The sequence below is a fragment of the Halorussus caseinilyticus genome (assembly GCF_029338395.1).
Taxonomy (GTDB): domain Archaea; phylum Halobacteriota; class Halobacteria; order Halobacteriales; family Haladaptataceae; genus Halorussus; species Halorussus caseinilyticus.
This window is the reverse complement of record NZ_CP119809.1, coordinates 2147907-2174374: the sequence shown is the minus strand read 5'-3', so window position 1 is coordinate 2174374 and position 26468 is coordinate 2147907. Positions and strand designations below refer to the sequence as shown.

Below are 26468 nucleotides of genomic sequence, written 5' to 3'. Positions count from 1 at the left end.
TCGTATCTGTTATTTGAAATCTATATGAGTGCCTCAGGTTGAACAGTGAGCACTCTAGTGCGATACCGAGCTAAGTCGCATTCTCTGAACTGCGGTTGTTAAGTTCCAAGAATATAATATCATCAGGAATAGCTGTACTGTATGGATTTGCCGGACCGCTCAGGACGAACTTGGCAAGAGATACGCCACAATGTCCGCTATAACAACTCTCTTGAATATGTTCAACAGGATGAAGTCCCGCCAATCCCGTATGATTTCGATGCTCATACGGATGTTCTTCCAGGCGTCCGAGTGCATCATCAGAGCTGGGCGAGTTCAAATGATATCGCAATTTGGGAACCCGGAAACACGAATGTCTATTTTGTGACGCGCTACGAGCTTCTCAAGCGGTTTATAGAAAGCAAAGATGAGGTCGCAGGGGACGTTCTCGGCATTCTCGTTCTCGCTGGAGGTGCTGTCGTAGTTAAGATACTCTGGGATATCCTTAACCAACTCCTCGGTTCTGAGTCGAGCAAAAGCGCGGGCAGTACTGGCGGTATTCAACAGCGACCTCGTCCCGAGAATCGACAGTACAACGTGTTCATCAGCCATGCTTGGGACTATAACGACGATTACGAGCGAGTAGTCGAATTCCTCGATGATTTCGACGAACTAGAATGGCAGGACCATAGCGTTCCGTTGACCGACCCGCTTGATACGGTAAATGATGTCCATCTTCGTGCTCGACTCCGAGACCAAATTCGGACGACTTCCGTTGTCCTCGTGCTTGCAGGGATGTATAGTGCCCACAGGGAATGGATTCAGAACGAGATTGAGCTAGCGGACGAATTCAATAAACCAATCGTCGGAATTCGCCCGCATGGAGCGAAACAGACACCAAATGTGGTGGAAGAGGCAGCAGTTGAGACGGTTGGATGGCGACAGAATTCAATCGTGGGGGCGATTGTAGACCACACAGGCTAATCTTCACTCTCTACTCTTCTCCGGTGTAATCCCAGTACTTCTGCGTCGGGCTTTCACCCCGAATTACGAAGAATGCATAGACTCCCCAGATAGCGGCGAGGAGACCAACAGCCCACCAATAGAAATCCAGCATCTTCAGTAGAGAGAGTGCTCCGTAAACGAACAACACGGCGTAGAAGAACCCAAACACGCGCGGCCACCAGACCTCGACAGTAGTATGTTTAATGTAGACGTCTGGTTTCTCGCCTTCTTTGAGGCGCTCCCATTCCATTTTGAACGGGTCATACGGGAGGTTATCAGCGATTTCCCACAGAACTCGGTATTTCCCGCTATTCAGTTGCTTATACGAGAGGATATGGAACGTCCAAAGAACGCAGAAAGGAAGACCGATAGCACCGATAAACATGATTCCGACAGGAGTTACGTATCCCAATTTCGCCCCGATACCAGCAACACCTAGTAGCGCGATTAGAAGGCGCAAATAGAAGCGATTGTTCTTGAGTCGACGGTTGCTCACCTGGTGAGTGGATTGGCCGTAGAACTTCCATTGCTCAAGCTCAGGATTCTGGCCGACAGCCTCGCCAGTGTTGTTTGAACTTTCGCTCTCCTCGTCGTTCATGGAGCCAAGTCTCGAACCCCTTCGACAACGGAACTGGTGTTCCATCCCACCATTTTGTCTGCATGACGTTCAACGTAGTCGGAGGTGCGGTCGCTTCCCCATGGCTCCACCCCCAAGATGGGTTTATTTTCCTGTTCTGCAATTCGTATCTCCTTCCCAATCCAGTCGCTATACGTTGAGTACAACCCAGCGAGTACCACGACGACAGATGACGGTTTAATTTGCCCTTCTCTAAGTGCTTCTGCTAATTCCTTGTCGGTGTCAGCGTCAATTTCCTTCTCTGAAGGAATGCTATAGTTCTTGTACTCGAAATAATTCGCGTCGTCCAAAAGGTCGACCATCCGTTCGTACTCATTGCTGTAACTCCATGAGTGAGAGATGAACAGTCGGTATTCGCTCCGGCGTTTCGCGTTTAACGAGCTAGTTCGGTTGTTTCGGAATGACATAGTGATGAGTCCTCTGCGGGGGATTTTGTAGAGTCTTTCTCTTACGTGACTCTGCTGAGCTGCACTTTGTAGCCAACTGCCATGAAGGTCCTCCAACCGGAGTGAAAGTGGTCTCGCTGGTTAGTGAATCGGATTACGGATTAGAGATTTACATCAAGGCTCCGTTGGTGAGAGTATGTCCCATCGAAATCGCTCTGTGTGGCGCGAGTGCCCTGAGTGCGGTGAAAAGCAGAAAGTGAAGGCAGGGCAGTGGGCTACCTGCCGAAGTTGTGATGAGAGCTTTCACGCATAATCTCCGCCCATTTCATTCCACAAGATAGGGCGCATCGTCCGGCGTATCCCATCGTCGTCTGTCGGTTTGAATGAGAATTGGATTTTTCTATAAATAGTTTCGTAAGTCGGTAATAATCACTGGTTCGAGTGCCGAGGCCTTCGAGACGTGACTGGTAGCTCTCGGCGCGTCGAGTACGCTCAGGTCTCCCGCGGATTGGACGCACCGTACTGGTCGATTGGGTCGCCTTTTCGCTTTCGGACTTCCGGCTCTCGGTCGCTCGATTCGTCGCCGACGATTTCCGTACAGATGGCGTAGAAGCGCCACTCGTCGCCGTAGTCGTACAAGTAGCAGAGACGGTCTCGTTCCTCCAGTTCTAACTGTCGGACCATCTCGCCAATCGTGGTCTCGCTGGCGTCGTACGTCTCCTCGTCGAATCCGAAACCCCCGAGATTCGGCGTTTCCCCGAAGGCCTCGGTGCATTCGTATTTTACCTCGCTGTTCCAGTAGTCTTCGTCGGTTCCGACGAACCAGAGATGTCCGTGGTCGAGACCGACTGCTCGATTAATCGCTGTTTGGAACTCTTCGACGGTGCGATTTTCACCGACGACAATATCGCGCCACAGCGAAGTCGGGTCGGGGTCGAACTTGACGCGGAACCGGTAGGCAGTCATCTGGACCTCCTTCGGCTTGCATGCTCGTGAGGTTATCGCCGGGTCAGACAACCGCTCTTGCAGAACGCCGACCCGCGTCCGCCAGTCCCGACCTCGCCCGAAGAACGAACCGCTTTTCTCACCCTTCTCCCCAACACACCGCATGGACCGACTCCTCGAATCGCTGCACGACGCGCCCATCATCGACAAGGACGGCTACCAGTACCTCGTCCACCCCATCAGCAACGGCGTGCCGATGCTCGAACCCGAACTTCTGCGGGAAGTCGTGGTCGAGGTCACGCGGGCCGCGGACCTCGACGTGGACAAAATCGTCGCGCCCGAGGCGATGGGCATCCACATCGCCACCGCGCTCTCGCTACAGACCGACGTGCCCCTCGTCGTCATCCGCAAGCGCGAGTACGGACTGGAGGGCGAAGTCGCGCTCCACCAAACCACGGGCTACTCCGAGTCGGAGATGTACATCAACGACGTGGAGGAGGGCGACCGAGTTCTCATCGTGGACGACCTGCTCTCGACCGGCGGGACGCTGGCGTCCATCTGCGACGCGATGGACGAAATCGGCGCGGAGATAGCCGACATCGTGGTCGTCATCCGGAAGGTGGGCGAGACAGCGCTCGACGAGACCGACTACGAGGCGACCAGTCTCGTGGACATCTCTGTCGAGGACTACGAAGTGACGATTCACTGACCGGCACGGACCGGGCACGGTCCCGGCGCGCGACCGGCGGAAGCGTTTTCCACGCCACTACCTTGATGTGGGCCATGTCCAGCGCCATCCCGTCGAAAGCCGAAGCGTTGCTGACCAGCGAACCCCTGATGGCTCACTTCGCCACCTGCGCCGACGACCGCCCGCACGTCGCGCCGGTGTGGTACCACTACGACGACGGCGTGCTGGAGGTGCTGACCGGCGGCCGAAAGCTGGCGAACGTCCGCGAGAACCCGAGAGTCGCGGTGTCGGTCCAGAAAGACGAGGGCGGACAGGCCCGGTGGCGAGTCACTCTGTGCGGGACCGCGACGGTGGTCGAGGACCCCGAAGCACGCCGGGAGGCGGCCGAGCGCATCCATCCCAAGTACGGTTCGGACCCCGACGAGTACCCCGAGAACGTGCTGGTCCGGGTCGAGGTGGGGTCGGCGAGCTATCGGACGTACTGAGAATCCGACCGTTCCGGCCGTTCCTCGAAGAATCGTCTCTGTCGCCGAACAACGTCGGAATCAGGCTCCGTCGGCAGTGCCCGCCAGCGGACGGCCGTCTACCGTTCGTCCGGCGAGACGGGGCGTGGCGTCCCCGTCTCCGAGACCGGTTCGGTCCTCGCGGACCCAGACGCAGAGGTCCCCCTCGCGGGTCTCGGTCCGGACCGGGGCCGCGCCGCTTCCCATCGCCAGCGCAGTCGGCGCGCCGAACCGGAGCGACTCCACCGCGACGGCCGTCGCCGGGTCGAGGTCGCCGTCGCCCCGGAGGACGACCGGCATCAGTCCGTCTTCGGTCTCGCTCTCGCGGAGTTCGACGCCGACTTCGCGGTAAATCGTCACCGACTCGCGGACCGTCTCGGTCTCGCCGTCGTCGCGCGCGACGGTCAGCGTGACTTCCGTCTCGCCAGCGGCGTCGTAGATGCGACTGGCCTTCTCGCCCGTCGCCGTCGAACCGTCGCCGAAGGTCCACTCGCACCGACAGTCCGACTCGTCGGCCGGCAGTTCGACTTCGAACAGGACGGGGGTGTCCACAACCGGAACGCTGGGACCGTGCCGGACCGCGACGTTCGACCGGTTCCGGACCGCGCCGGACGCGGCGTCGGCGTCCGCCGACTCGGTGGTCTGTAGCAGTGTTCGACCGCTAGTGCGTACGTCTGGTTGGTCTACCATATCCCGCAACAGAGGTGTCAGAAAAATAAATGTTGGGTTTCTAAGTAAATTCTTCGCACCTCACTCGGCGCTCGACTCCTCGCCCTCGAAGTCCATCGCGGCCGAGTTGATGCAGTAGCGTTTGCCGGTGGGTTCCGGGCCGTCCTCGAAGACGTGCCCGAGGTGGCCGCCGCAGTTGGCGCACAGCACTTCGATTCGGTCCATCCCCTTGCTGGTGTCTCGCCGGGTCTCGATGCGGTCGTCGTCGGTGTCGTAGAAACTCGGCCACCCGCACCCCGAGTCGTACTTCGTCTCGGAGTCGAACAGTTCCGCGCCGCACCCCGCACAGACGTAGGTGCCGTCGTCCTTGCGGTCCACGTGTTCGCCCGAGAAGGGTCGCTCGGTCCCGGCCTCTCGGAGGACGCGGTACTCCTCGTCGCCCAGTCGCTCGCGCCACTCCTCGTCGGTCTCCGGCAGGTCGTCGCCCGTCGGTTCGGGGTTCTCACTCATGACTCTCCGTTGGGTCGCCGGAAGGATAGGGGTTGCGCGAGTCGGTCGGCGGCGACGGCCGACCTAATCCACGTTCTTGCATAAAACTCGACCCTCGGGGACGAATATGCGCTCGAACGCGAAACTATTATCTAGCGTGACCCGCACCTCCGGGGTATAGAATGACGACCGAAACCGAGGGGGAGATAGAACTCGAATACGAACTCGACGACAAGCCACCGTGGGTGAAGTCGCTCCTGTTGGGCGTCCAGCACGTCGCGGTGATGATAGTCCCGGCGACGGCGGTGGCCTACATCGTCGCCGGTGCGGTCGGTCTGAGCGCGGCCGACACCGCGTACATCGTCCAGATGGTCCTGCTGTTCTCCGGACTGGCGACTGTCGTGCAGGCCTACACCGTCGGTCCGGTCGGCGCGCGACTCCCAATCGTGATGGGGACGAGTTTCACCTTCGTCGGCGCGGCGACGACAATCGGCGCGAACGCCGGACTCGCGGCCGTCTTCGGCGCGATACTCGTCTCCGGGTTCGTGGTCGAGGGACTCATCGGCTGGCAGTTCGAGCGCATCCGACCGTTCTTCCCGCCGTTGGTCACCGGACTGGTCGTCGTCATCATCGGTCTCTACCTGATTCCGGTCGCCATCGACTACTCGGCGGGCGGGGTCGGCGCGAGCGACTACGGTGCGACGCACAACGTCGGACTCGCGGCGCTCGTCCTGTTCGTCTCGGTGGCGCTCAACCTCTTCACCTCGGGCGTCACGCGACTCCTAAGCACCCTCGTCGGCATCACGGTGGGCTACGGGGCCGCCGTCGCCGCGGGTCTGGTGAACTTCGCGCCGGTCGCCGACGCCGCGTGGGTCGCGGTCCCCCGCCCCGGCGCGTTCGGTGTCGCCTTCGAACCGGTTCCAATCGTCACGTTCGCGTTCCTCTTTCTCGTCTCGGCGATGGAGACGGTCGGCGACATGTCGTCGGTCACGGCCGCGGAGGGGCGGACTCCGACCGACGAGGAGTTCCGGGGCGGCCTGTTCACCGACGGCCTGCTGAGTTCGCTCGGCGCGGCGTTCGGCGCGTTCCCGGTCACGTCGTTCTCCCAGAACGCGGGCATCGTCAACTTCACCGGCGTCATGAGTCGACACGTCGTCGGCGTGGCGGGCGTCCTGCTGGCGATTCTCGGCTTCAGTCCGAAGGTCGGGGCCGCAGTCGCCACCATCCCGAGCGCCGTCTTCGGCGGCGCAGTCCTGCTGATGGCCGGGATGGTCGCCGCGAGCGGAACCCGACTCATCTCCCTCCACACCCACCTGAACCGTCGAAACATGGTCATCGTCGGGGTCTCGCTGGGTCTGGGTCTCGGGGTCGCCACCCGCCCCGAGGCGCTTCAGGGACTCCCGAGCGCCGCCGAGACGTTCTTCGGCGAACCGGTCATCATGACCGCGCTGTCGGCGTTGGTTCTCAACACGCTCACGCCGGGCGAGCAGAGTCCGCTGTTCGACGCCGCGCCCGACGAGACCCGAGCGGAGTCCCGGAACCTCGCGGCCTCCGGCGAGGACTGACCTACCGAACCGCGTCCGTATCGACCAACCGCTTGCCGTGGTGGTCCCGGAAGTGACGCACCCGGAGTTTCCACGCGTCGTTCGCGTCCGCTGGCGGGAGTTCCATCCGGCAGAGGGTACACGAGTCGGTCCCGTCGCGCGCTCTCGTCACCAGCGACTCGTCGTGTATCATCTCGTAGTGGCCGAACACCGACCGGACGCGAACGTCCCGACTGCACTGGGCGCACCGATACATCCGGTCGCGGAACGGGGTGTTGCTCATAGCTACACGAGGGGGCCGCGTTTCCAAAAGGGTACGCTTCGGCGGGTCGTTCCGAGAGACCCTTACCGATGCCGACCGTCGAACCCCGTATGGCCGGGCGCGCCACTCCGAGGGACGACCGAGACCTCCGGGAGTCGGTACGGTTCTACCTGCTCGACCATCAGACGTATCTCGGCATGGCCATCGACGTGGCGTTGCTGGCGCTGAACCTCGCGTTCGTCGGTATCTTCGTGGTCGAGACCTATTCCGTCTCCGACCGAACCCAGTCGCTCCTCTGGCAGGCGGAAGTCGCCATCACGGGGGTCTTTCTGGTCGAGTACGTCCTCCGACTCTACGGCGCGCGAGACCGGACCGCAGAGGCTTCGAACCCCTACACGGTAGTAGACCTGCTGTCGATTCTGCCGACGCTGGTCGTCCTGCTGTCGCCGATTCCGTCCGTCGCGGCCGACATCGGCTTCCTCCGGGTCTTCCGGGTCGTCCGCGTCCTGCGGTTCTACCGATTCACGAAGGACGAGGAGTTCTTCTTCGGCACCGTCGAAGTCGGGACGCTCCGGGCCATGAAGCTACTGCTGACGGTGCTGGTCGTCTTCTTCACCGCCGCGGGCCTGTTCTACGCGGCCGAAAACCGCGCGAACCCGGCGATAGCGACGTTCGGGGACGCTTTCTACTTCACGGTGGTCGCGCTCTCGACGGTCGGGTTCGGCGACGTGGTTCCCGTGACCAGACTCGGCAAGTGGGTCACGGTGTCGGCGATTCTGGCGGGCATCATCCTCATCCCGTGGCAGGCGAGTCGCATCGTCCGGGCGTGGACCAGCACCGAGAAGGTGGACGTGACCTGCCCGAACTGCGGTCTCTCGGCCCACGACCCCGACGCCTCCCACTGCAAGGCCTGCGGGCACGTCATCTATCAGGAGTACGAGGGCGACGGGTAGCCGAGTCCGACGACATGGGCGCTCTCAGAAGAGACCCCGAACCGCCGACGCGACCCGGTAGAGCAGGGTGTCGTCCTCGTAGTGTTTCCACCCCGTGAAGCCGCCCGAGAGGGTCCGCGCGTCGTACCCCTGCTCCCGTAGGCGACTCGTCGCCTTCTTCGCCACGACCCCTGCCTTACACACCGTCACCACGTCGGCGTCCGCCGGAATCTCGTCCATGTGGTCGTCGAGCGCCGCGTGGTCGCCGCTCCGCAGGTCGTGGTACACCGGCGCGTTGTAGCTTCCGTCGATGTGACCGTTCCGGTAGTTCTCGCGGGGCCGAACGTCGAGGACGAACACGTCGCCGTCGGCGAGTCGTTCCCCGAGTTCCGAGGGTCCGATTTCGCTCATAGCGTCCGATAGCGTCTCGGTCGCTTTAGAAGTCGCGCTCTCGACCGGTCGCTCGGCCGCTACCCGCCCCACAGTTCGGCCGCGACCAGCGCGATGGTCCCGACCAGCGCGAACCCGACGAGCGCGTAGTACGCCGCCGGGTCGGGCGCGGGGAACGGCGGGGAACCCGCGAGCAGACCCACCACGGGAATCAGCGTGAGGACGAGAACGAAGGCGAGGAAGACGGCCCGGAGAACGGTCGCGGCGGTGTCGAGTTTGTCGGTCAGCGACGACGCGTCCGACGAACCGGTGTCGGACGCCGACGCCTCCGCGTCGGCGTCCGACCGGATGGCGGAGTTCACGTCGGACGGAGCGATGGCGTCGGTCTCGGACGACGATTCGGCGGTCGAACTCGTTGCCATGCCCGGCCCAACGCGGCGAGGGAAAATCGGTCTGTCGGTCTCTGCGCGGCGTCCGCGCGCAGTCCTGCGCGCGGACGCCGACGCGACGTACTCGGGCGCGGTGCGAGTGCGAACGCGACCCCGACCGCACAGCGCGAGCGCGGGCACACGCGGCCACACGAGTCACTCCCCGCGCGACGACCAGATGCTGGTGGCTCCCGAGTGGCAGGTAGAGGACGTGGTGGGGGAGAGCGTAGTTCACGCCTCGCGCTCTTCCCGGCGCGCCCGGCCGTGGTCGGTACAGAGAATCTCGCCGGTCTCGGTGTCGAGGTAGAACTCGTCGCCGGTCTCGATTCGCTCGCCGCCGACGTGACACCCCTCCTCGTGGTTCAGGAAGTACTTGCCCTCCGAACGGCCGGTTTCGAGCCGGTCGGCCTGTCGTGCGAACTTGACGAGCGCCTCGCCGATTTGGGTGCGCTCGGGACCGTCGGCTTCTTCGAAGTGTACGACTGGCATCGGACGCGAGACCTACGACGCGGGCCGGGAAAAGTCGTACCCCGGTCGGGCCGCTCCCGGTCGCTCGCCGTCGTTCGCGCGCTTCAGTCGGTCCGTCGGCCCGTGACCTCCGCCATCTCCAGTTCGTAGACCGCGGCGTCCACGTCTTCGATGGTCTCGTCGAAGAGTCGGAAAGGCTCGAACTGCTCGTTTATCTCGCGGTCGGTCTCCGGCGGGAGTTCCCGGAGAGTCCCGCGGACGAGGACGCTCCACGACGACTGCTCGCCCTCCTTCTCGTAGACGACCAGCGTGGCCGTCGTCGTGGTTTCGAGGTAGTCCATCTTCGTGCTGTCGTCGCGTTCGCCGAGGCGGACGACGAGTCGCTCGCCGTCGTAGTGGTAGCCGACCGGCACGGCGTAGGCGTCCCCCTCGTCGGCGAGCGAGAGGACGCCGACTTCGGCGTTCCGGAGGTACTCGTCCAGTTCCTCGTCGGTCATCCCGAAGGTGTAGACGTATTCGACGTGTTCCATACCGGAGAGACGAGCGCGACCGACATAACCGCTTGCCGACGGCCGCGCTACCCCAGCACCACGTCGAGGTAGAGCATCACGGCGACCCCGACCATCGTCCCGAGGGTGGCTACCCGCTCGTGGCCGCGGGCGTGGGTCTCCGGGACGATTTCGTCGCTGATGACGAACAGCATCCCGCCCGCGGCGAACCCCATCGCGTAGGGCAGTATCGGGGCGGCGACGCCGACCGCGACCGCACCGAACACCGCCAGCGGAATCTCCACGAGTCCGGCCCGGACGCCAGCGAGGGTGGCGTAGAACAGCGACCCGAACCCGGCGTTGGCGGCCGCGACCGACACCGCGAGTCCCTCGGGGATGTTCTGAATCCCGATGGCGAGCATGAGCGCCAGCGCGTCCCCCAGATTACCGGACCCGAATCCGACGCCGACCGCCAACCCCTCGGGCATGTTGTGGAGCGTGATGGCGACGATGAACAGCAGGACCGAGGCGGTCCGGGCGTCGTCGGGGTCGATGCGCTCTCGACCGGTCGCGGTGTCGGTTTCGACGTGAGGGTCGCCGTCGGGTCGGGTTTCGTCGGGTCCCGCCTCGTCCGAGTCGCGGGACCCGCGACCCGTAATCACGACGTGGATGTGGGGGACCCACTGGTCGGCCCGGTCCAAGAGGACGACGCCGAGGGCGAACCCGACCAGTACGGGCCGGATGCCCCCGATTTCGATTCCCGGCAGGATGAGACTGGTGAAACTCGCCGACAGCATCACGCCCGCCGCGAACCCGAGTGCGCCGTCGAGTGCGCGCTCGGAGGGATTCCGCCAGACGACGACCAGCGCGGCCCCGAGGGTGTTCATCGCCGCGATGACGACGCCCCCTGCCAGACCCTGCATCACCGGGTCGTGGCCGACGATTCGGACGAACCACTCGCTCAGCATCACAGGTACGTCGGACGACCAGCGGGAAAAATCCGCCGCCGGAGACCTCAGGCGCCCACGAGATTGAAAGCCACGGGCGTCCAACGTGGGGTATGCGCGTTTGCGACATCTGCGAACAGCAGAAACCCGGCGGAACCCGGTTGGTCTCGCGCACCGGCGGCGACATGTGGGTGTGTCGAGGATGCATGATGCAGGCGGTCACCAACAAGGCCGACGAGTTGACGTATCGGGACTGGTGAGCGACCGGTCGGACCGCCGCGAGGGACCGAGGTGAGAGACCCAAATCGACCGCGCTACCACCGGTTTCGAGTCCGTCAGCAGACCTCTATTTATTCCGAAACTCCGTATTTGTGAGTAATCCACATAGATTTATGACGTGTGTGTGAGAACGACTATCGGAGGACATGAGTCAGGCACCGAACAATTCCACGGGGGAAGAGACCACGAACGCGCCGCCCGAAGACCGCCGTGGCTCGTGCGTCCGGTCGCTCGACGAGATTTTCGAGACACTCGCCGCGGAACGCCGCCGAAACGCGCTGTACGTGCTGTACCGACGTGCCGAAGGGATTACGCTGTCCGAACTCGCCGAGGAGATAGCCGGGGCCGAAGACGCCGACGCCGAACGTGTCGCCACGTCCCTCCACCACGTCCACCTCCCCAAACTCGCTGACGTGGGAGTCGCCGACTACGACCCCGCGGCCGAGACCGTACGCCTCGCCACCGACTCCGAACCGTTCCGACGCTACCTCACCGCCGCCGAAGACGAACGCCGACCGCTCCGACGGGGGTCCGACAGCGCCACGCTATCGGAGTTCTAAGCCGTCTCTTTTCGGGCGATGCGCCACTCGTCGCCGTCGAGTTCGACTTCCTCCAGCGCCGCCAGCGCCGGTCGGACGCACTCGCTCCACCACGATTCGGCGTCGTCGTGGCCGCCGGTGTCGGTCGGGTACACCTCGTTCCGGAGCGTCTCGGGGGTCGCCGGTCCGTACTCCGAGAGGTAGTAGCACACCGCGTAGATTGCGACTCGCTCGCGCTCGTCGGGGGCCGAGAGCGTCGAAATGGCGTTTTCGAGTCGCCGGGAGAGTCCGCCCTCGTAGTCGTGGGCTAGCCCCGGATGCGGACCGCGTTGCTCGTCGGTTCCGGTGTGGCCCGGCAACCACCAGACGGTCTCCTCGCCCGCCGACTTGCGTTCGAGGACGCCCTCGCTGGCGAGTCGTTCGAGTCGCTCGACGGTCGGCCCGCGACCGAACGAGACGGTATCGCAGACTTCCGCGGTGGTCAACACGGGGTCGTCCGTCTCTCGGAAGGGAGCGAGGAAGGCGTCGTCGGCGAGCGAACGGAGACCCTCGTTCGGACCGGGCGTCGGGTCGTTGGAGTCCCGAGTCACAGTGAAAATAGCGTCGGCACGGGCAAAGGGTTGTTGCCTGTCGTGGCGTGGCGCTCGCCGACGGGGAGACGAACACGCTCCGACGAGTCGGCGATTTCAGGGCGACCCACCAGTCAGCAGTTCCACGCCGAGGGACGCCGCCACCGCGGTCGCGAAGACGCCGAGGGCGAACAGCGCGTAGTTCCAGAGCGTGCTGTCGGCGGGCGTCACCGACAGCGAGTAGCGTTCGTCCGAGACGGGCCACAGAAGCGCCACGCCCATCGGCGTCAGCAGGTCGGCCGCGAGGTGCGCGAGAACCGCGAGCGCGGCGATGCCCGCCGCGAACGCCGGGAGCGCCACCGGTTCGACCGCGTGACCGGCGAGACCGGTCGCACTCGCGGCGGCGTTCGTGGCCGCCCACGCGCCGCCCGCCACCAGCGCCGCGAACGGCAGGGTGTGGGTCGGCCCGCGGTGGGCGACGAACGGGACGCGGTGGTCCCAGTCGGGGAGCATCGTCAACCAGAGGACGCCCGCACCGCCCGCGACGGCGGCCGTCGGGTGTCCGCGGGCGAGTAGCAACCCGCCGACGGGAGCGTACGCCGCGAGCGCCACGCCGTAGTGACCGGGCCTGAACATGGCCGGAGGTGGACGCCGCGGGGACGTAACTGTGGTGGAGTGTGGTTTCTGTCCGCGTTTTCGTCGCTGTCGGTGCGGTCTCTGTCGTTGGAGTCGTCGCTGTCGGTGCGGTCTCTGTCGTTGGAGTCGTCGCTGTCGGTGCGGTCTCTGTCGTTGGAGTCGTCGCTGTCGGTGCGGTCTCTGTCGTTGGAGTCGTCGCTGTCGGTGCGGTCTCTGTCGTTGGAGTCGTCGCTGTCGGTGCGGTCTCTGTCGTTGGAGTCGTCGCTGTCGGTGCGGTCTCTGTCGTTGGAGTCGTCGCTGTCGGTGCGGTCTCTGTCGTTGGAGTCGTCGCTGTCGGTGCGGTCTCTGTCGTTGGAGTCGTCGCTGTCGGTGCGGTCTCTGTCGTTGGAGTCGTCGCAGTGTCTGGAGGTGTACGTTCGTTCTCGAAATTCTCTGCCTCCGCAACAGCACAGCGACTGCCGGAATCATGACGACGAACGTCTCGAAAGCCCCCGCCCGCTCGCGGTCGCTCAGCGACATATCCTCGCTCGCTCACTGCGTTCGCTCGCTCGGATAGGGGTCGCTGAGGTGACTGAAGTAAACGCGAGCGGGCGGCCCCTTTACCCCACCCCGTCGGTTGGTCGGCCGAGCGCGTCCCAGTGGTTTGTCGGGGCGAGCGCGCCCCGTGGACCGTCGCGCCGAGCGTCCGCCGCGGCGGACGCTTGGCCGGGCGCTCGCGGAGTCGGGAGAAGAAACCTTTAGAACTGTTAGACAAACCCATGAATTTTTTAAGGATAATAAAATATTGCTAAAGGAAATAAGTACAGTTCCTTGCCGCTCTCGTCGGACGCCGCGGCGGACGCTTGGCCGATGCAGAAACCGGTTTGGGGCCGGAGACCGTCCGGTGAGGCATGGACGGACAGACTGCGGTCGTGACCGGCGCGAGTCGTGGCATCGGCGAAGCGGTGGCCCGGCGGTTCGCCGCCGAGGGCGCGCGGGTCGTCGCCTGCGCCCGAGAACAGGACGCCCTCGACGGGACCGTCGAGGACATCGCGGACGACGGCGGCGACGTAGAGGCGATGCGCGCCGACGTGCGCGACGAGTTCGACGTGGAGCGACTGATGGAGACCGCGGCCCGCGGGAGCGACGGCGGCATCGACGTGGTAGTCGCCTGTGCCGGGGTCTACCACGGGAGTCCCGGCGAGACGCCGCTGGCCGACGACGCCTACTCCGCGTTCGACGACTCCTTCCGGACGAACGCCCGCGGCGTCTTCGCCACGGTCAAGGAGGCCCTGCCCCACCTCGCCGAGGGCGCGCGGGTGCTGGTCCCCTCGGGGTCGGTCGCCCGCGACGCGAAACCGGGCTACGGGTCCTACGCCGTCTCGAAGGCGGCCGCCGAGTCGGTCGTCCGACAGTTCGCCGCGGAAATCGACCCGACCGTGGGCGTCGTGGACCCCGGCGCGGTCGCTACCGACCTGACCGGCGGACAGGGCCGCGACCCCGAAGACGCCGCGGACCTTTTCTTCTGGGCCGCGAACGACGCGCCCGCCGAGGACGTTGACGGCGTCGTCGTCGGCCTGAAGGAGTTCCGGAAGGCGACGGCGTGACGGTCGAAATCGGGCACGGAGTTGCGTCGGACTGGCCCACTCGCGGGGCAGAAGGCCCGGAAAGCCCCACGCGCGCCTGCGGTCGCTGACGGGCGCACTCCCGGCGCGGCGAGTCCGAACCGGTGGTCGTCGTCCCCTCGCCGACGAGTCGGGCGCACACCTCGAACGTCTCGACGCCACCCGGGTCGGCCTCTCGGAGGTTGTACAGCGTGAACTCGTCGCCCGCCGACACCTCTTTGGTCGTCTCGAAGACGGGTTCGCCCGTCGCCTCTCGGACGACTTCGACCCGGAGCGTCCGGGACTCGGACGCCTCGTTGCGAACCAGTATCGAGTGGTCGGGGTTCGGACTGTTCGAGGCCCGTTCTATCCAGTCCCCTGCGGTGTCCGATTCTCGGGTCGTGGTCGAGTCGTCGGGGAGGCGTCCCCCGAGGTCGGTCAGACACCCCGCGAGCGCGATGCTCCCACCGACCGCGAGGAGCGCCCGTCGTGTTCGCTCCGGCATGCGTCGAACTCCGGAATCCATTGTGATAACCGTTCCAGAGGCTGAAACGCGCGTTTCACTCTCCCCATCAGTCGTCGCCGGGGTCGCCCGTGGTGACGCTGTTGGGCCGAATCCTCAGCATCACCCGCGCGCCGTCTTCCTCGCCGAGGCGCGGGTACTCCTCGACGCCCATGTAGCGTTTTGCGAGTCGGTTGACGTGTTCGACTGCGCCCTCCTCGGTGAGTTCGACCACCTCGCCCCGCACCGTCAGGAATCGGTAGGGGTCGTCGGGGTCCGTCATCGAGACGGCGACGTGGGCCGTCTCGCGGGCGTTCTGCTCCTTTCGGGACCCCCGGACCGTGTTGACCAGCAGGCGGTTCTCGTCGGCGTCGTAATCTATCCACACCGGCACGGAGTGGGGCGTCCCGTCGGGCAGGAGCGTCGAGAGGTGAGCGAACGTCTTCTTCTCGAACAGGTCGCGGAACTCCTCTGGTATCGTCGTCACGAACGACCCCACGACGCCGACCCCTAAATCGGTACTTGCGCCCGCGGTCGGAACGGCGTCCGGACCCTGAACGTGGCGCTCGGCGCGAAATGAACCACGGGGTCCTCGGCGGGTGCTGGCAGACCGACCGACTCCAGCAGTGCGTCGGCGTGAACCGTCGCCTCGACCGGACAGAGCCGCCACGGGTCGTGTTCGACTCGCGCGCACCACACCGTCCCGCTCCCACCGCGACTCCCGCCGCGGACGAGGTAGAGTCGGTATCGCTCGGCGAGGAAGGCCGACAGCGAGTCCGGGTCGGCGTAGGCGGGCCTTCCGGTGGGTCGGTACTCGGCGGCGAAGCGCGCGGGCGACTCGTCGGTGTGGACTCGCTGGCAGTCGAACCGCCGGACATCGCCGGTCGTCTCGAAGTCGATGTCCGCGAGGTGGTACGGTAGGTCCCACACCGACCGGGCGAGTCGGACGCCGAGTTCGGTCGGCGCGTCCAGACTCAGGAAGTAGACGCCCGGCCGACCCCCGTACCGGACGTACGTCCGGAGGTTGACCTGCGGGAAGGTCAGACCGACGCGTTCGGGCAGGAACCACGGCCGACTCGCCGCCACGAGCGACGGGAGCGCCGACACCCACGCGGTCCCTTCGCGGGTGTCAACGTCGAGTTCGTCGGGGACTAGCGGTCGGACCCGCGAGGGGTCCACCGGCCAGTGGGCGAACAGGCCGTCTCGCCACGTCAGCGACACCGCGGGAAGGTCGCCGACGGCCGAAGCGATGTGCATACCCCGACAGACGCGCCCGACGGACATATGCGCCGCGGCGGAACCGGACGACGGGACACGCCGGGAAATCGCCGGAACGGGTTCCGACCCGCGACTGGGGAACCGACGACCTTATTAACTCTTGGTGGCGTCTTAACAACATGCGCATCTCTCGTCTCGGACTCCTCGGTCCGGTCGCACTCGTCGCGCTCACACCGCTCGCGCTCCGGGCGGGACTGACAAAAGTCGTCGGCATCTCGTGGGTGGCGTTCGCCGCGATGGGCGGCGCGGCGTTCCTCGGCGAGCGAACCGGCGCGACGACCGACGCCGGACGACTCGTGTGGGGGTACGGTCTCGCCAGCGGCGCGATGATTACCAGCGCGGCGGTGTTCATCGTGCCGGGGGCCATCGGTCATCACCCGCGATTCGGCGGGTTCGGCATCGCGCTCGGCGTGCTGGTCGGGTTCTCGGCGCACACGCTCGGCCACCGGGCGATGCACGCCGACCTCCCCTTCGACCACACCGCGGTCGAACTGACCGCTCACTCGCTGGCCGCGGGCGCCGTCATCGGACTGGTGTACGGTAACATGCCGGACCTCGGACTCCTGCTCGGACTCTCTATCGTCTCCCATAAAGGTCCCGCAGGCTACGCCGCGGCGGACCGACTCCGACGGGCCGACAAACCCGTCTCGGTCATCCTGCTCCCCGCGGCGGGCGTCGGTCTCACCGCGCTTCCGTCGTCGCTGTTGACCCTACCGAGTAGCGACCCGGTGAACGGTCTCGTCTTCGGATTTGCGGCCGGGGTGTTCCTCCACGTCGCCATGGACTTCCTCCCGCGGTGCGAGTTGGGCGGCGAGGTGTACGAGGTGGCGCAAATCACCGACGACGCTCACGCTCTCTTGGACCGCCTCCGCGCGCAGGCCGTGGTGAGTACGGGTCTCGGGGCCGTCGCCGTGTTCGTCGCGTGGGTGACGATACAGGGCGGCGTGTAGCGGCACTCACCAGCGCCCGCGGACGACGCCGACGACCAGAGCCGCCGTGAACGCGGCGAGGGTCACGGCCGGAGTGAATCCCGGCACGCCGGTACTCCGTTCGGTCGTGTACACGTCGCTCCGGTTCTGGATGCCGGGATTCCGCGGTGCCCAGTCCTCGTCGTCGGGAACGCCGTCGCCGTCGGCGTCCACGACGCCGCCGGGTCCGGCGGTGGCGGTCCGGTTCGCCGGAACCGACCGGTTCGTCCCTCTCGCTCGCTTCTCGTAGGCGTACGACCAGTCGTAGGGGGTCTCCGCGGACGTGTTGGCGTCCAACTCCCGCGAGAGTTCCACGCAGAAGAATCCGGACTTCTCCACGACGACGTTCCACGACCCTCCGGCGTGGTCGAGTTCCACCCAGTTGCTCCACGGGGAGTCGGTCAGCGAGTCGTTCGAGGGATTCTTCACGTCTACCACCGCGTCGGAGAAGGCGGCCTCGTGGTCGATTTTGACCGTCGCGTTCTCGGCGCTGACCGTCGCGTTCACCTCGATTACGTCGCCTTTCGTCACCGGGATTTGGAACACGTCGATGTCCATCGCAGAGTTGACCTGCCCCACCGTCTCGCCCGGCCGGACTTCGGGGGCGTCGAGACACTCGCTCGGAAATTTGTCCCTCGCGGCCGTCTCTCGGGGCGTCGCTCCCCCGACGACGCTGGCGGTCAGCAGGCAACAGAGCAAGAGCAACGTCTTCGGCGAAACCCACATGTGACGCCAGACTGGTAGGAAACCCCATAACACGTTCGAAACGGTTGGCGCTCCGGCCTCTCATCCACCGGTCGCGTCACGGCCGACCAACGGCCGTGGATGTACTTGAGGCTATAACCCGCCAGTTGACGCTGAGTGGATTAAACCGCTGTGAGAGAAAGAAGGATTCACCGTTCCGTTTGTTGTGTTCACATAATCTACAACACCATAGTCTGGCCCCCACATTTATGTAAAATAGATCATTTTCTGTCGGCTTTTGACTACCGAAACTTTTATTCTTCGCAAGGTTACTTGAATTTCTATGCCACTTAGCCGACGAGATGTTCTACTCGCCAGCAGTACATTGCCACTATTTTCAGGATGTTCCCAGTTTGATAGTCCATCCTCAGATATAGCCAACTTAACTATTATTCTCGTAAATGGCCAAGATAAAAAACACACATATAGGTTTGCACTTGAAACTACTGAAGGACGCCAAGAATGGTCGTCACATAGATTAAAAGCAAAATCAAAGGAAACTATCAGAGTAGAACCACCAAAAAAGGAGAAAGTTATCGCAATTCATGGCTCTGTTGCCGGATATACGCTCCGTGAAGAACTACAAGATTACAGTTCACAGAAAGTCTGTCCAGAAATATATATTGAATACGAATTAGCCGACAAGCCGACGATTCTTCAAAGTACAGATATAAGCTGTGGTCAATGAAAGGTAAAAATTAAAAGATACTCAGTTTTCGATTTCGACTTCTTCAGATGTTCGCCGTTCGTCAATGACCGTGAACGGATTCTTTGTCAGAATGTGTGTGATCTCCTCTACCTGCCCATTAACCTCTCTCGTAAGACCTTTTCCTTTCACCGATTTCACACCCCACTGTCTCCGTTCCTCGGGTGTCATCTCTTCAGGGTGACCGCTAGACGGTCTACTATCTGGTCGCTCGACATTTGAACTATTAACTGTGAGATCGGTTGAGGAAGAGCTTACGTTAGATTCGAATCCAGAGACTGTGTACTCTTTTTCCTCCCAGACTGTGGTCCCTGTCAAATGGATATGTTCTAAGTAGCCGTGTTTTAGTGTGACCGTTTCAAGTAGGTTATCGCCGCTAGAGTAGATCACCGCATCAGAATGAGCACATTCATCCCAGAACTCTACCGGATACGAGTCAGAAGTGTGCTGATATCCGTAGCCTACGTCGTGCTGATTGAAGTCAAACCCGTCGTATTCTGCCATCGAGTTTACTAGAGTACTTATGGGGATCCCGAAGTCGATCTGACTCATCGCGCTCATGACGCTCGCCTCTAAAATGGTTTTCGACCAGTTCATGTCGTCATCGGTTGGTGATGGATGAACCCCGTGGAGATGGTTAGAGGTATCTTTTAGGATACTGTCTTGGTTTGTGGGATTTGGAACATGGATGCTGTATCGTTGACCACGGAGGTTCGATGGAAGTCCGTCGTAAGTGTCGTTATCTTTCACCTCACATCCACCTCCAAATCCGAGACCGTGCGCCCAACCTAGAACATCACCGTACGCAGTACCGTACCAGTTGAGACCGTAACTACCGACAGTTGTGAATTTATCGTCATCACGAATTGTGAACTCACCAGATGTTACCGTACCCGGACAGTTCGAATCTTGATCACAGCCCAAATCGTACGTCCAGACATCGTTCGGCAACGTTTCAGCGGCAGAGACGGTTCCTGTAAAAGCACTACTCGCCGTAGCGCCGATTCCAATTCCCGATACAGCTTTCAGCAGTTCGCGCCTTGATTGCTCAGGTATACTGCTAAACTTAAGTGGTTATAAAATAAAATTTTCTAATATATAAATATATAATAAAGTTTGTTGCTGTATGGGTAATAAGTATCGAATAAACAGACTACTAGTGGGAATGGATACATTGTGAGACGGACCTAGCGTAGTACGACAACAGTATTGATGAACTATCACGCCACGGAGTTTCAACGCCAGCGGACGGTAATGGTGATTCCCGAAAACGACAAAGCGTCACGACCAAAAACTTCCAACTCAAAATCTCCTGTACCAGAACCCACCTAAAGCGTTTTACCGCGCGAGCGACTACTCACGGCCAAGACAGAACCGATGCTCAAACGCGCACTAATCGGACTCCTGCTGATTCCGCTCGTAGACGCGCTGTTCCTCGTCTACGTGGCGACGCAACTCGGGGCCGTCCTCACGGTCGCGCTGGTGGTCCTGACCGCGCTGGTCGGGACGCTGTTCGTCCGCGCGGAGGGCCGTCACACCATCCGGCGACTTCAGGGGACCCTCGAAAAGGGCGAGGTCCCGGCCGACGAACTGACCGACGGTGCCCTGCTCATCGCGGCGGGCGCGTTCTTGCTCACGCCGGGTCTCGTCACCGACACCGTGGGCTTTCTGCTGGCGTTCCCGCCCTCGCGCATCCTCGTGCGCGAGGCGGTTCAGAAGTGGGTCGTCAAGCCCTACCTCGAGAAGAAGACCGGCGGGTTCGCCTCCGGCAACGTCTACACCTTCGGGTTCCCGAACGCCGAGGACGTGAGCGCCAGCGGAACCGGCACCGGCGCGGGCGCAAGCGGCGCGGGTACAGGCGGCGCAAGCGCGGGCGGAGCGAGCGGTTCGACCGCGAGCGGCCAGTCCGACGACGACACCTACCGCGTGGACGACGACGCCTACGACATCGAGTTCGAGGACCGCGAGGACGAGAAGTAGTCGGCGCAGACGAGGCGTGGCAACCGAGCGATTTCGCCGACAAACTCCGTGAGGGCGTACCGAACTCGGAGTGAAAGGAAACGCTTAAACATTCAAGGGCGCAAGCAGTGAATGCGCTCGGGCCAATAGCTCAATCAGGTTGAGCGCTCGGCTGATAACCGGGAGGTTCGCGGTTCAAATCCGCGTTGGCCCACTTCCTTTACGTTTCTCTCGTTGCCTCTAGTCTCGACTGGTTCTTACACTTCGGGTTCGGTCGTTCCCCGTCGATAGCGTCCGTTCCGAGCGTGGACACCGGAGAGTACGACTCCCGACTGAGCGTGTCGGGGGCGACTCCGATTTTTCTACCCCTCGCTCAAAACCCCTATATATCCATCATAGCACTCGTTTAATACCGTCTCGGGCCTTATCACATCGTAATGGCTGTCACACTGGGAGAGCGACGCGACACCGTGACCGACTCCGCCTTCGCCGAGTGCGTCCCCCACGAGCGAATCGACGCCGAGGAATGGGACGACATCTACGTCGTCGGCGACGTACACGGCTGTCGAGCCGAACTCGAAACGCTCCTCGACCGCCTCGACGTGACCGGCGACGACTTCGTGGCCTTCGTCGGGGACCTCGTTCGCAAGGGTCCCGACACCGAGGGCGTGCTGGACCTCGTGCGCACGCGACCCAACTTGGTGAGCATCCGGGGGAACAACGAGGCGAAGATTCTCCGGGGAGAGACAGACCTCGACCTCTCGGAGGCGAACGCCGAGTTCGTCCGGTCGCTCCCCGTCGCCCTCTCGTGGGAGGGCGCACTGGTCGTCCACGGCGGCGTGGACCCCCGGCGCGAACTCGCCGACCACAGCGTGAACGACCTGCTCAACATGCGCGCACCCCACGCCGACGAGGAGTACGAGGGACCGCTCTGGTACGACGAGTACGACGGCGCGACGACCGTCTTCTCGGGCCACACCGTCCACGAGCGACCCCACGACGCCGACGGCGGAGTCGCCCTCGACACCGGGTGCGTCCACGGCGGCGCGCTGACCGCTTACGACTGGCGCGCCGAGGAGTTCGTCGCGGTGTCGGCCGAGGAGACCTACGTCGAGCGGAGCGCGGACAAAATCGTCCGACTCGACGGCGAGAAGTCGGTGTTCGAGTAGGATGTCGAGCGAGCGACCGCGAGCGGACGACGCCGACGCCGAGCGAATCGAGTCGGAGCGAGTCGAGACCGAGACGACCGACGCCGAGACCCCCGAATCCGACTTCGACCGCGACGACCCTCGGTACTACCTCAACCGGGAACTCGGCGAACTGGAGTTCCAGAAGCGCGTCCTCGCGGAGGCGACCGACGAGCGCAACCCCCTGTTGGAGCGCGTGAAGTTCCTCGCCATCTTCACGACCAACATGGACGAGTTCTTCCGCAAGCGGGTCGGCGGCCTGAAACAGCAGATTGCGGCCGGGGTCAGCGAGCGAACGCCCGACGGTCGCACCCCGCGCGAGCAGTGGGAGGCGATTCACGAGACCGCTCGGCCGATGTTCGAGCGCCAGACCGACTGCTACCACGAGACCGTTCGGCCCGCGCTCGCCGACGCCGGAATTCGGATTCTGGACTACGACGACCTCTCGGCGGGCGAGCGCCGCGACCTCAGAGGGTACTTCGAAAGTTCAGTCCTGCCGACGCTGACGCCGCTGACGTTCGACCCCGCACACCCCTTCCCGCACATCTCGAACCTCAGCCTCTCGCTCGGGGTGTTGACCCGCGAAGACCCGGACGACGACCTCACCTTCTCGCGAGTGAAGGTCCCGCAGAACCGCCCGCGACTCGTCCGCGTCGGCGGCGACCCCGACGGGGACGCCGCCGCGAGCGGACGGGAAGACCGGTTCGTCCTGCTGGAGGACGTTATCGCCGACAACCTCGACCTGCTGTTTCCGAACGTCGAAATCGTGGACTACTCGACGTTCCGGGTGACGCGAAACGCCGAAGTCGGCCGCGACGAGGAGGTGGCCGAGGACCTCATCGAGATGATAGAGGAGGTGCTGGAGGAACGGCGATTCGCCACGGTCGTCCGACTCGAAATCGAGGACGACGCCCATCCGAAGGTCCGGGAAATCCTCGCCGACAAACTCGGCGTGGGCGACCGCGAGGTGTTCGAGCGCCGGGGACCGCTGGCGTTCCGGGACTTCGACTCGCTTCTGGACCTCGACCGACCCGAACTCAAACTCGATAGCTGGTCGCCCAAACCGCACCCGAGACTCGCCGACGCGGGCGCGAGCGCCGACGGCGGCGACATCTTCGCCGAAATCCGCGACGACGACGTGCTGGTCCACCACCCCTACCACTCGTTCACCGGGACGGTCCAGCAGTTCCTCGACGCCGCGGCCCACGACCCCGACGTGCTGGCTATCAAGGCGGCCATCTACCGGACCGCCAGCGACTCGAAGGTGGTCGAGACCCTCATCGAGGCGGCCCGGAACGGCAAGCAGGTCGCGGTGATGGTCGAACTCAAGGCCCGGTTCGACGAGGAGAACAATCTGGAGTGGGCCAAGAAACTGGAGGCCGAGGGCATCCACGTCGCCTACGGCACCATCGGCTACAAGACCCACACAAAGACCTCGCTGGTCGTCCGCGACGAGGGCGAGGGCGTCCAGTTGTACTCCCACGTCGGCACGGGTAACTACCACTCCGAGACCGCCAAGAAGTACGAGGACCTCGGTCTGCTGACCGCGGACCGCGACGTAGGCCAAGACCTTGTGAAACTGTTCAACTACTTCACGGGTCACTCGCTCCACGAGCAGTACCGCGAGTTGCTGGTCGCGCCCGGTAACATGCGCGAGCGGTTCGTGGAGAAGATTCGCAACGAGGCCGAGTGCGCCCGCAGGGGCGAGGACGCCCGCATCGTCGCCAAGATGAACCGACTGGAGGACCCCGAAATCGTCGCGGAACTCTACGAGGCGTCGATGGCCGGGGTGGACATCCACCTCGTGGTCCGAGACATCTGTCGTCTCCGGCCCGGTTTGGAGGGCGTCAGCGAGAACATCGACGTGTACAGCGTCGTCGGCCGGTTCCTCGAACACTCCCGCATCTACCACTTCGAGAACGACGACCCCGGCTACTACGTCGGGTCGGCCGACTGGATGACCCGGAATCTGGACAACCGGGTCGAGGCCGTGACGCCAATCGAGGACCCGCGACTGCGCGAGCGTCTGGACTGCGTGCTGGCGACGATTCTCTCGGACAACCGGAACCGGTGGGCGATGAACGCCGACGGGAGTTACGACCGGATTCGGCCCGCGGAGGGCGAGGAAGTCAGGAACGCCCAAGAAATCTTCATGCGCGAGGCCGAGGAGACGCTACGCCAGCGCGACGGGTCGCGGTAGCGCGGCCTACTCCCCAACCAACTCCCGGACGCTCCACGAGATGCCGAGTCCCGCGACCAACAGCACGACCAGATTGAACGCCGCGCGGAACAGCGGCCGGTACTCGTGGGTGATGAACGTGTTGATGGTGGCGTTCACGCTGGCGTAGAGTTGAATCACCGCGACCACGGCCAGCAGGACGAACAGCGCCAGCGCCGCCCGGTAGAGGTTCGTCCGGAGTTCGAAGTCGGTGGTCGATTCCTCTGGTATCTCGGTGTCGGTGTTGGCTTCGCTCATGAGTTCCTCCTCCGCGCGAGCAGTAGCGCGCCGACCAGCGCCGCGGTTGCCGCGCCGACGCCGAATCCGGGCACGCCGCCGTCTGCCGCCGCGCTCTCGGTGACCGTCTCCTCGTAGTCGCGTCTCTTCTCGTCCTGTCGGTCGCCGTCGAAGTCGCCGACTTCCAGACCGACTTCGCGGACCGTCTCGTTGGCTTCGACAGTTTCGGTCGGGTTCAGGTTCGCTACGCTCCGGGCCGTGCCGACGATAACGCCGTCCTTCCACAGCACCGCGTCGAGGTAGTAGTTGTAGCCGTCGGGCACGGCGAGTTCGACGCTCGGGGTGGCGGTCCGGCCGGGTCGGACGGTGCCGACTTCGACCGACGCGCGGTCGGCGACGATGTTCGAGTCGGCCTGCCGCGCGGTGAACACGACTCGTAACTCCTTGGAAGCGGCGTCTCCTTCGTTGGTGAGGAACGTCGAAACGTCGAGGGTCGTCCGATTGTCCGCGGCGTCCGCGACGGTGTACTCTATCGGCGGCAGGCCGTCGCCGCCCTGCCAGTGGAACCGGACGCTGGTCCGGGCGTACTCCGGCGTCAGGGTGCCGACGCCGCGGACCTCCTTGCTCCCCTCGGCGATTCGCTCGTCGTCGCGGTAGACGATGGTCTCGACGCGATAACCGCCCGACCGCTCGACCGAGACGTTCTGGAGGACCGAGACTTCGCGCTCGCCCGAGATGGTCGAAACCGGGGTCTGTTTCGTCGTCTCGACCAGTCCGGATTCGAGGTGGACCGCCCGGACGAGGACGGAGACGTTCTCGGAGCGACCTCTGGAGTGTGCGAGGCGGGTATCGACCTGTAGGGTCGCGGTGCCGCCCGACACCGGGCCGGGTGCGATGGACACCTCTTGGATGTCGAGGTGGCCGGGCCGAACCGGGTCGCGTTCGGTGTCGGCGTCGGCTATCGCGCCGGGGACCACGGCGACGGCGAGGACGGACACCGCGACGACGAGGGCGATTGCACCCGCCAGTATCGTCTCGCGGTTCATATTCGGAGGCTCACGGGTTGGTATAAAGTGTTTTGTGGTGTGCGCGAGGCCGAAAAATCGGGGTCGGGTGCGTCGGCGGGAGTCGTTCGGTGAGTCGTCGGTTACTGCTCGAACCAGTCGGACCGCACGTGACCGTTTCGTGCGACACTGCGACCGCACCGCAACCGCCACCGCACAGCGGTCGATTGCCGACGCCACTCAGGACCGCACCGCAACCGCGCCCCGTCCCTCCCCGCCGCGGGCGCGCAGTTCTGCGCGCCCGCGGCGCGTCCCGTGGACTGTGGCGTCGCGCGCGTCCCGTGGACTGTGACACCGAGCGCGTTCCGGGGTCCGACGGTGCAGACAGACCCTTGGCCCCGGAGTCCGAACCTCTCTCCATGCACGTAGACACTCCAGACTCGGCGCGCCCGGCGGAGGCGAGCGACCGATGACGGTCCGGAGCGTCGTCCTCGACGTGGACGGCACCCTCGTCCGCGGCGACGAGACCATCCCCGGCGCGGTCGCGGCGGTGGACCGCCTCCGCGAGCGCGGACTCGACGTGCTGATGCTCTCGAACAACCCGACGCGGACTCCGGCCGACTACGCCGATTGGCTCGCGGACCTCGGGTTCGCGGTCGGTCCCGACGAGGTGCTGACCTCGGGGGCGCTCACGGCCGACTACGTGGCCGCGGAGTACCCCGACAGCGCGACGTACCTGCTCGGCGAGGCGGGCCTGCGCGCGATGCTTGCCGACCGCGGGGTTCCGCTGGTCGCCGACCCCGACGCCGCCGAGGTGGTCGTCGCCTCCATCGACCGGGAGTTCACCTACGACCGACTCCGCGAGGCGCTCTGGGCGCTGGAGGGCGCGGCGTTCGTCGCCACCGACCCGGACCGGACGATTCCCGCGGCCGACCGCCCGGTTCCGGGGTCGGGTGCCATCGTCGCCGCCGTCGCCGAGGCCGCGGACCGCGACCCCGACGCGATGCTCGGCAAACCCGCCACGACCGCCGCCGAAGCCGTCGAATCACGCGTGACGGGAACCGGCGCGGAGATTCTGGTCGTCGGCGACAGACTCGACACCGACGTTCTCATGGGCGAGCGCGCGGGCATGACGACCGCGCTCGCGCTCTCGGGCGTGACCACGCGCGGGGACGCGGAGGTTTCGGAGGTGGTTCCGGACTACGTGGTAGACTCGGTGGCCGACGTGGAGTCGCTGTTATAGGTCGGCGGGGTCGGGAGCTCCGATTACGTCTCGATAGACTTGTAGCTCGTGTAGTT

34 protein-coding genes and 1 tRNA gene are annotated in these 26468 nt (G+C 63.9%); 16 read left to right on the top strand and 19 right to left on the bottom strand.

Annotated elements, in window-relative coordinates; genetic code table 11:
• The first annotated feature begins 141 nt into the window (after window positions 1–141).
• Window positions 142–963 carry a TIR domain-containing protein gene (locus tag P2T60_RS10895; RefSeq protein ID WP_276279274.1) on the top strand — a complete coding sequence of 274 codons (822 nt, stop codon included), beginning with the start codon at window positions 142–144 and terminating at the stop codon, window positions 961–963.
• 10 nt (window positions 964–973) lie between these two features.
• Here the strand turns inward: P2T60_RS10895 and P2T60_RS10890 are convergent, their stop codons facing one another.
• The 3 genes from P2T60_RS10890 to P2T60_RS10880 form a co-directional block, all read right to left on the bottom strand.
• Window positions 974–1582, bottom strand: a complete 609-nt coding sequence (locus tag P2T60_RS10890) for a RipA family octameric membrane protein (RefSeq protein ID WP_276279273.1) — start codon at window positions 1580–1582, stop codon at window positions 974–976.
• Window positions 1579–2028, bottom strand: coding sequence for a TIR domain-containing protein (locus P2T60_RS10885; protein ID WP_382209134.1), 450 nt, complete (start codon window positions 2026–2028; stop codon window positions 1579–1581). Before P2T60_RS10885 ends, P2T60_RS10890 begins: the two co-directional genes overlap by 4 nt.
• 471 nt (window positions 2029–2499) lie before the next feature.
• Complete coding sequence (locus P2T60_RS10880; protein WP_276279271.1) at window positions 2500–3117, bottom strand: IS1096 element passenger TnpR family protein; 618 nt, start codon at window positions 3115–3117, stop codon at window positions 2500–2502.
• On the opposite strand from P2T60_RS10880, the gene hpt reads away from it, so the two are divergent.
• Together hpt and P2T60_RS10870 are read left to right on the top strand one after the other, a co-directional pair.
• Window positions 3116–3661, top strand: a complete 546-nt coding sequence (hpt, locus tag P2T60_RS10875; protein WP_276279270.1) for a hypoxanthine/guanine phosphoribosyltransferase — start codon at window positions 3116–3118, stop codon at window positions 3659–3661. The genes P2T60_RS10880 and hpt overlap by 2 nt on opposite strands.
• A gap of 74 nt (window positions 3662–3735) precedes the next feature.
• Window positions 3736–4125: a pyridoxamine 5'-phosphate oxidase family protein gene (locus tag P2T60_RS10870; RefSeq protein WP_276279269.1), complete on the top strand. Its 390-nt coding sequence runs from the start codon at window positions 3736–3738 to the stop codon at window positions 4123–4125.
• A 60-nt stretch (window positions 4126–4185) separates the two neighbouring features.
• Here the strand turns inward: P2T60_RS10870 and P2T60_RS10865 are convergent, their stop codons facing one another.
• Window positions 4186–4833 (bottom strand): PKD domain-containing protein, encoded by a 648-nt coding sequence (locus P2T60_RS10865; RefSeq protein ID WP_276279268.1) that lies wholly within the window; start codon window positions 4831–4833, stop codon window positions 4186–4188.
• A gap of 60 nt (window positions 4834–4893) precedes the next feature.
• On the bottom strand, window positions 4894–5322 hold the full coding sequence (gene msrB / locus P2T60_RS10860; protein ID WP_276279267.1) for a peptide-methionine (R)-S-oxide reductase MsrB: 429 nt from the start codon (window positions 5320–5322) through the stop codon (window positions 4894–4896).
• Window positions 5323–5483: 161 nt separating this feature from the next.
• Between msrB and P2T60_RS10855 the strand changes: the two genes are divergently transcribed.
• The gene (locus P2T60_RS10855; protein WP_276279266.1) at window positions 5484–6866 is read left to right on the top strand and encodes a uracil-xanthine permease family protein; all 1383 of its coding nucleotides are present in this window, start codon (window positions 5484–5486) and stop codon (window positions 6864–6866) included.
• A 1-nt stretch (window position 6867) separates the two neighbouring features.
• On the opposite strand, the gene P2T60_RS10850 is transcribed toward P2T60_RS10855, so the two are convergent.
• On the bottom strand, window positions 6868–7128 hold the full coding sequence (locus tag P2T60_RS10850; RefSeq protein WP_276279265.1) for a hypothetical protein: 261 nt from the start codon (window positions 7126–7128) through the stop codon (window positions 6868–6870).
• An 89-nt stretch (window positions 7129–7217) separates the two neighbouring features.
• Here P2T60_RS10850 and P2T60_RS10845 point away from each other — a divergent pair, with 89 nt between their 5' ends.
• On the top strand, window positions 7218–8060 hold the full coding sequence (locus P2T60_RS10845) for an ion transporter (RefSeq protein ID WP_276279264.1): 843 nt from the start codon (window positions 7218–7220) through the stop codon (window positions 8058–8060).
• A gap of 24 nt (window positions 8061–8084) precedes the next feature.
• On the opposite strand, the gene P2T60_RS10840 is transcribed toward P2T60_RS10845, so the two are convergent.
• The 5 genes from P2T60_RS10840 to P2T60_RS10820 form a co-directional block, all read right to left on the bottom strand.
• Window positions 8085–8450 carry a rhodanese-like domain-containing protein gene (locus tag P2T60_RS10840; protein WP_276279263.1) on the bottom strand — a complete coding sequence of 122 codons (366 nt, stop codon included), beginning with the start codon at window positions 8448–8450 and terminating at the stop codon, window positions 8085–8087.
• 59 nt (window positions 8451–8509) lie between these two features.
• The gene (locus P2T60_RS10835) at window positions 8510–8851 is read right to left on the bottom strand and encodes a hypothetical protein (RefSeq protein WP_276279262.1); all 342 of its coding nucleotides are present in this window, start codon (window positions 8849–8851) and stop codon (window positions 8510–8512) included.
• Window positions 8852–9088: 237 nt separating this feature from the next.
• Window positions 9089–9346 (bottom strand): DUF8075 family protein, encoded by a 258-nt coding sequence (locus P2T60_RS10830; protein WP_276279261.1) that lies wholly within the window; start codon window positions 9344–9346, stop codon window positions 9089–9091.
• An 83-nt stretch (window positions 9347–9429) separates the two neighbouring features.
• Complete coding sequence (locus P2T60_RS10825; RefSeq protein WP_276279260.1) at window positions 9430–9855, bottom strand: pyridoxamine 5'-phosphate oxidase family protein; 426 nt, start codon at window positions 9853–9855, stop codon at window positions 9430–9432.
• Between the two features lie 47 nt (window positions 9856–9902).
• The gene (locus P2T60_RS10820) at window positions 9903–10781 is read right to left on the bottom strand and encodes a ZIP family metal transporter (protein ID WP_276279259.1); all 879 of its coding nucleotides are present in this window, start codon (window positions 10779–10781) and stop codon (window positions 9903–9905) included.
• A 92-nt stretch (window positions 10782–10873) separates the two neighbouring features.
• On the opposite strand from P2T60_RS10820, the gene P2T60_RS10815 reads away from it, so the two are divergent.
• Together P2T60_RS10815 and P2T60_RS10810 are read left to right on the top strand one after the other, a co-directional pair.
• A complete protein-coding gene (locus P2T60_RS10815) occupies window positions 10874–11020 on the top strand; it encodes a hypothetical protein (RefSeq protein ID WP_276279258.1) in 147 nt (48 codons plus the stop codon).
• Window positions 11021–11185: 165 nt separating this feature from the next.
• Window positions 11186–11599: a DUF7344 domain-containing protein gene (locus P2T60_RS10810; RefSeq protein WP_276279257.1), complete on the top strand. Its 414-nt coding sequence runs from the start codon at window positions 11186–11188 to the stop codon at window positions 11597–11599.
• Here the strand turns inward: P2T60_RS10810 and P2T60_RS10805 are convergent.
• A complete protein-coding gene (locus tag P2T60_RS10805) occupies window positions 11596–12168 on the bottom strand; it encodes a hypothetical protein (RefSeq protein ID WP_276279256.1) in 573 nt (190 codons plus the stop codon). The two genes, P2T60_RS10810 and P2T60_RS10805, sit on opposite strands and share 4 nt — an antisense overlap.
• Before the next feature lie 96 nt (window positions 12169–12264).
• Entirely contained in the window at window positions 12265–12783 is a 519-nt protein-coding gene (locus P2T60_RS10800; protein ID WP_276279255.1) for a metal-dependent hydrolase, read from the bottom strand.
• 41 nt (window positions 12784–12824) lie between these two features.
• On the opposite strand from P2T60_RS10800, the gene P2T60_RS10795 reads away from it, so the two are divergent.
• Together P2T60_RS10795 and P2T60_RS10790 are read left to right on the top strand one after the other, a co-directional pair.
• Window positions 12825–13253 (top strand): hypothetical protein, encoded by a 429-nt coding sequence (locus P2T60_RS10795; protein ID WP_276279254.1) that lies wholly within the window; start codon window positions 12825–12827, stop codon window positions 13251–13253.
• 420 nt (window positions 13254–13673) lie between these two features.
• Window positions 13674–14369, top strand: coding sequence for an SDR family NAD(P)-dependent oxidoreductase (locus P2T60_RS10790; protein ID WP_276279253.1), 696 nt, complete (start codon window positions 13674–13676; stop codon window positions 14367–14369).
• 569 nt (window positions 14370–14938) lie between these two features.
• Here the strand turns inward: P2T60_RS10790 and P2T60_RS10785 are convergent.
• Window positions 14939–15355, bottom strand: coding sequence for a pyridoxamine 5'-phosphate oxidase family protein (locus P2T60_RS10785; protein WP_276279252.1), 417 nt, complete (start codon window positions 15353–15355; stop codon window positions 14939–14941).
• Between the two features lie 23 nt (window positions 15356–15378).
• Entirely contained in the window at window positions 15379–16125 is a 747-nt protein-coding gene (locus P2T60_RS10780) for a YqjF family protein (protein WP_276279251.1), read from the bottom strand.
• Between the two features lie 140 nt (window positions 16126–16265).
• Here P2T60_RS10780 and P2T60_RS10775 point away from each other — a divergent pair, with 140 nt between their 5' ends.
• Complete coding sequence (locus P2T60_RS10775) at window positions 16266–17096, top strand: ZIP family metal transporter (RefSeq protein ID WP_276279250.1); 831 nt, start codon at window positions 16266–16268, stop codon at window positions 17094–17096.
• Window positions 17097–17102: 6 nt separating this feature from the next.
• On the opposite strand, the gene P2T60_RS10770 is transcribed toward P2T60_RS10775, so the two are convergent.
• Window positions 17103–17840: a hypothetical protein gene (locus tag P2T60_RS10770; protein ID WP_276279249.1), complete on the bottom strand. Its 738-nt coding sequence runs from the start codon at window positions 17838–17840 to the stop codon at window positions 17103–17105.
• Between the two features lie 301 nt (window positions 17841–18141).
• On the opposite strand from P2T60_RS10770, the gene P2T60_RS10765 reads away from it, so the two are divergent.
• The gene (locus tag P2T60_RS10765; protein ID WP_276279248.1) at window positions 18142–18546 is read left to right on the top strand and encodes a hypothetical protein; all 405 of its coding nucleotides are present in this window, start codon (window positions 18142–18144) and stop codon (window positions 18544–18546) included.
• 21 nt (window positions 18547–18567) lie between these two features.
• Here P2T60_RS10765 and P2T60_RS10760 read toward each other — a convergent pair whose 3' ends face one another.
• Entirely contained in the window at window positions 18568–19314 is a 747-nt protein-coding gene (locus P2T60_RS10760; RefSeq protein ID WP_276279247.1) for a hypothetical protein, read from the bottom strand.
• Window positions 19315–19941: 627 nt separating this feature from the next.
• Between P2T60_RS10760 and P2T60_RS10755 the strand changes: the two genes are divergently transcribed.
• The 4 genes from P2T60_RS10755 (at window position 19942) to ppk1 (ending at window position 23910) form a co-directional block, all read left to right on the top strand.
• On the top strand, window positions 19942–20544 hold the full coding sequence (locus tag P2T60_RS10755; protein ID WP_276279246.1) for an FxsA family protein: 603 nt from the start codon (window positions 19942–19944) through the stop codon (window positions 20542–20544).
• A 119-nt stretch (window positions 20545–20663) separates the two neighbouring features.
• Window positions 20664–20737 (top strand) — tRNA-Ile (locus P2T60_RS10750).
• Between the two features lie 223 nt (window positions 20738–20960).
• Window positions 20961–21692 carry a metallophosphoesterase family protein gene (locus P2T60_RS10745; protein ID WP_276279245.1) on the top strand — a complete coding sequence of 244 codons (732 nt, stop codon included), beginning with the start codon at window positions 20961–20963 and terminating at the stop codon, window positions 21690–21692.
• Window position 21693: 1 nt separating this feature from the next.
• Window positions 21694–23910, top strand: coding sequence for a polyphosphate kinase 1 (gene ppk1, locus P2T60_RS10740; RefSeq protein ID WP_276279244.1), 2217 nt, complete (start codon window positions 21694–21696; stop codon window positions 23908–23910).
• Between the two features lie 6 nt (window positions 23911–23916).
• Here ppk1 and P2T60_RS10735 read toward each other — a convergent pair whose 3' ends face one another.
• Window positions 23917–24186, bottom strand: coding sequence for a DUF8060 family membrane protein (locus P2T60_RS10735; RefSeq protein WP_276279243.1), 270 nt, complete (start codon window positions 24184–24186; stop codon window positions 23917–23919).
• On the bottom strand, window positions 24183–25211 hold the full coding sequence (locus tag P2T60_RS10730; RefSeq protein WP_276279242.1) for a DUF7490 domain-containing protein: 1029 nt from the start codon (window positions 25209–25211) through the stop codon (window positions 24183–24185). Before P2T60_RS10730 ends, P2T60_RS10735 begins: the two co-directional genes overlap by 4 nt.
• Before the next feature lie 427 nt (window positions 25212–25638).
• Here P2T60_RS10730 and P2T60_RS10725 point away from each other — a divergent pair, with 427 nt between their 5' ends.
• On the top strand, window positions 25639–26412 hold the full coding sequence (locus P2T60_RS10725; protein ID WP_276279241.1) for an HAD-IIA family hydrolase: 774 nt from the start codon (window positions 25639–25641) through the stop codon (window positions 26410–26412).
• The last annotated feature ends 56 nt before the right edge of the window (window positions 26413–26468 follow it).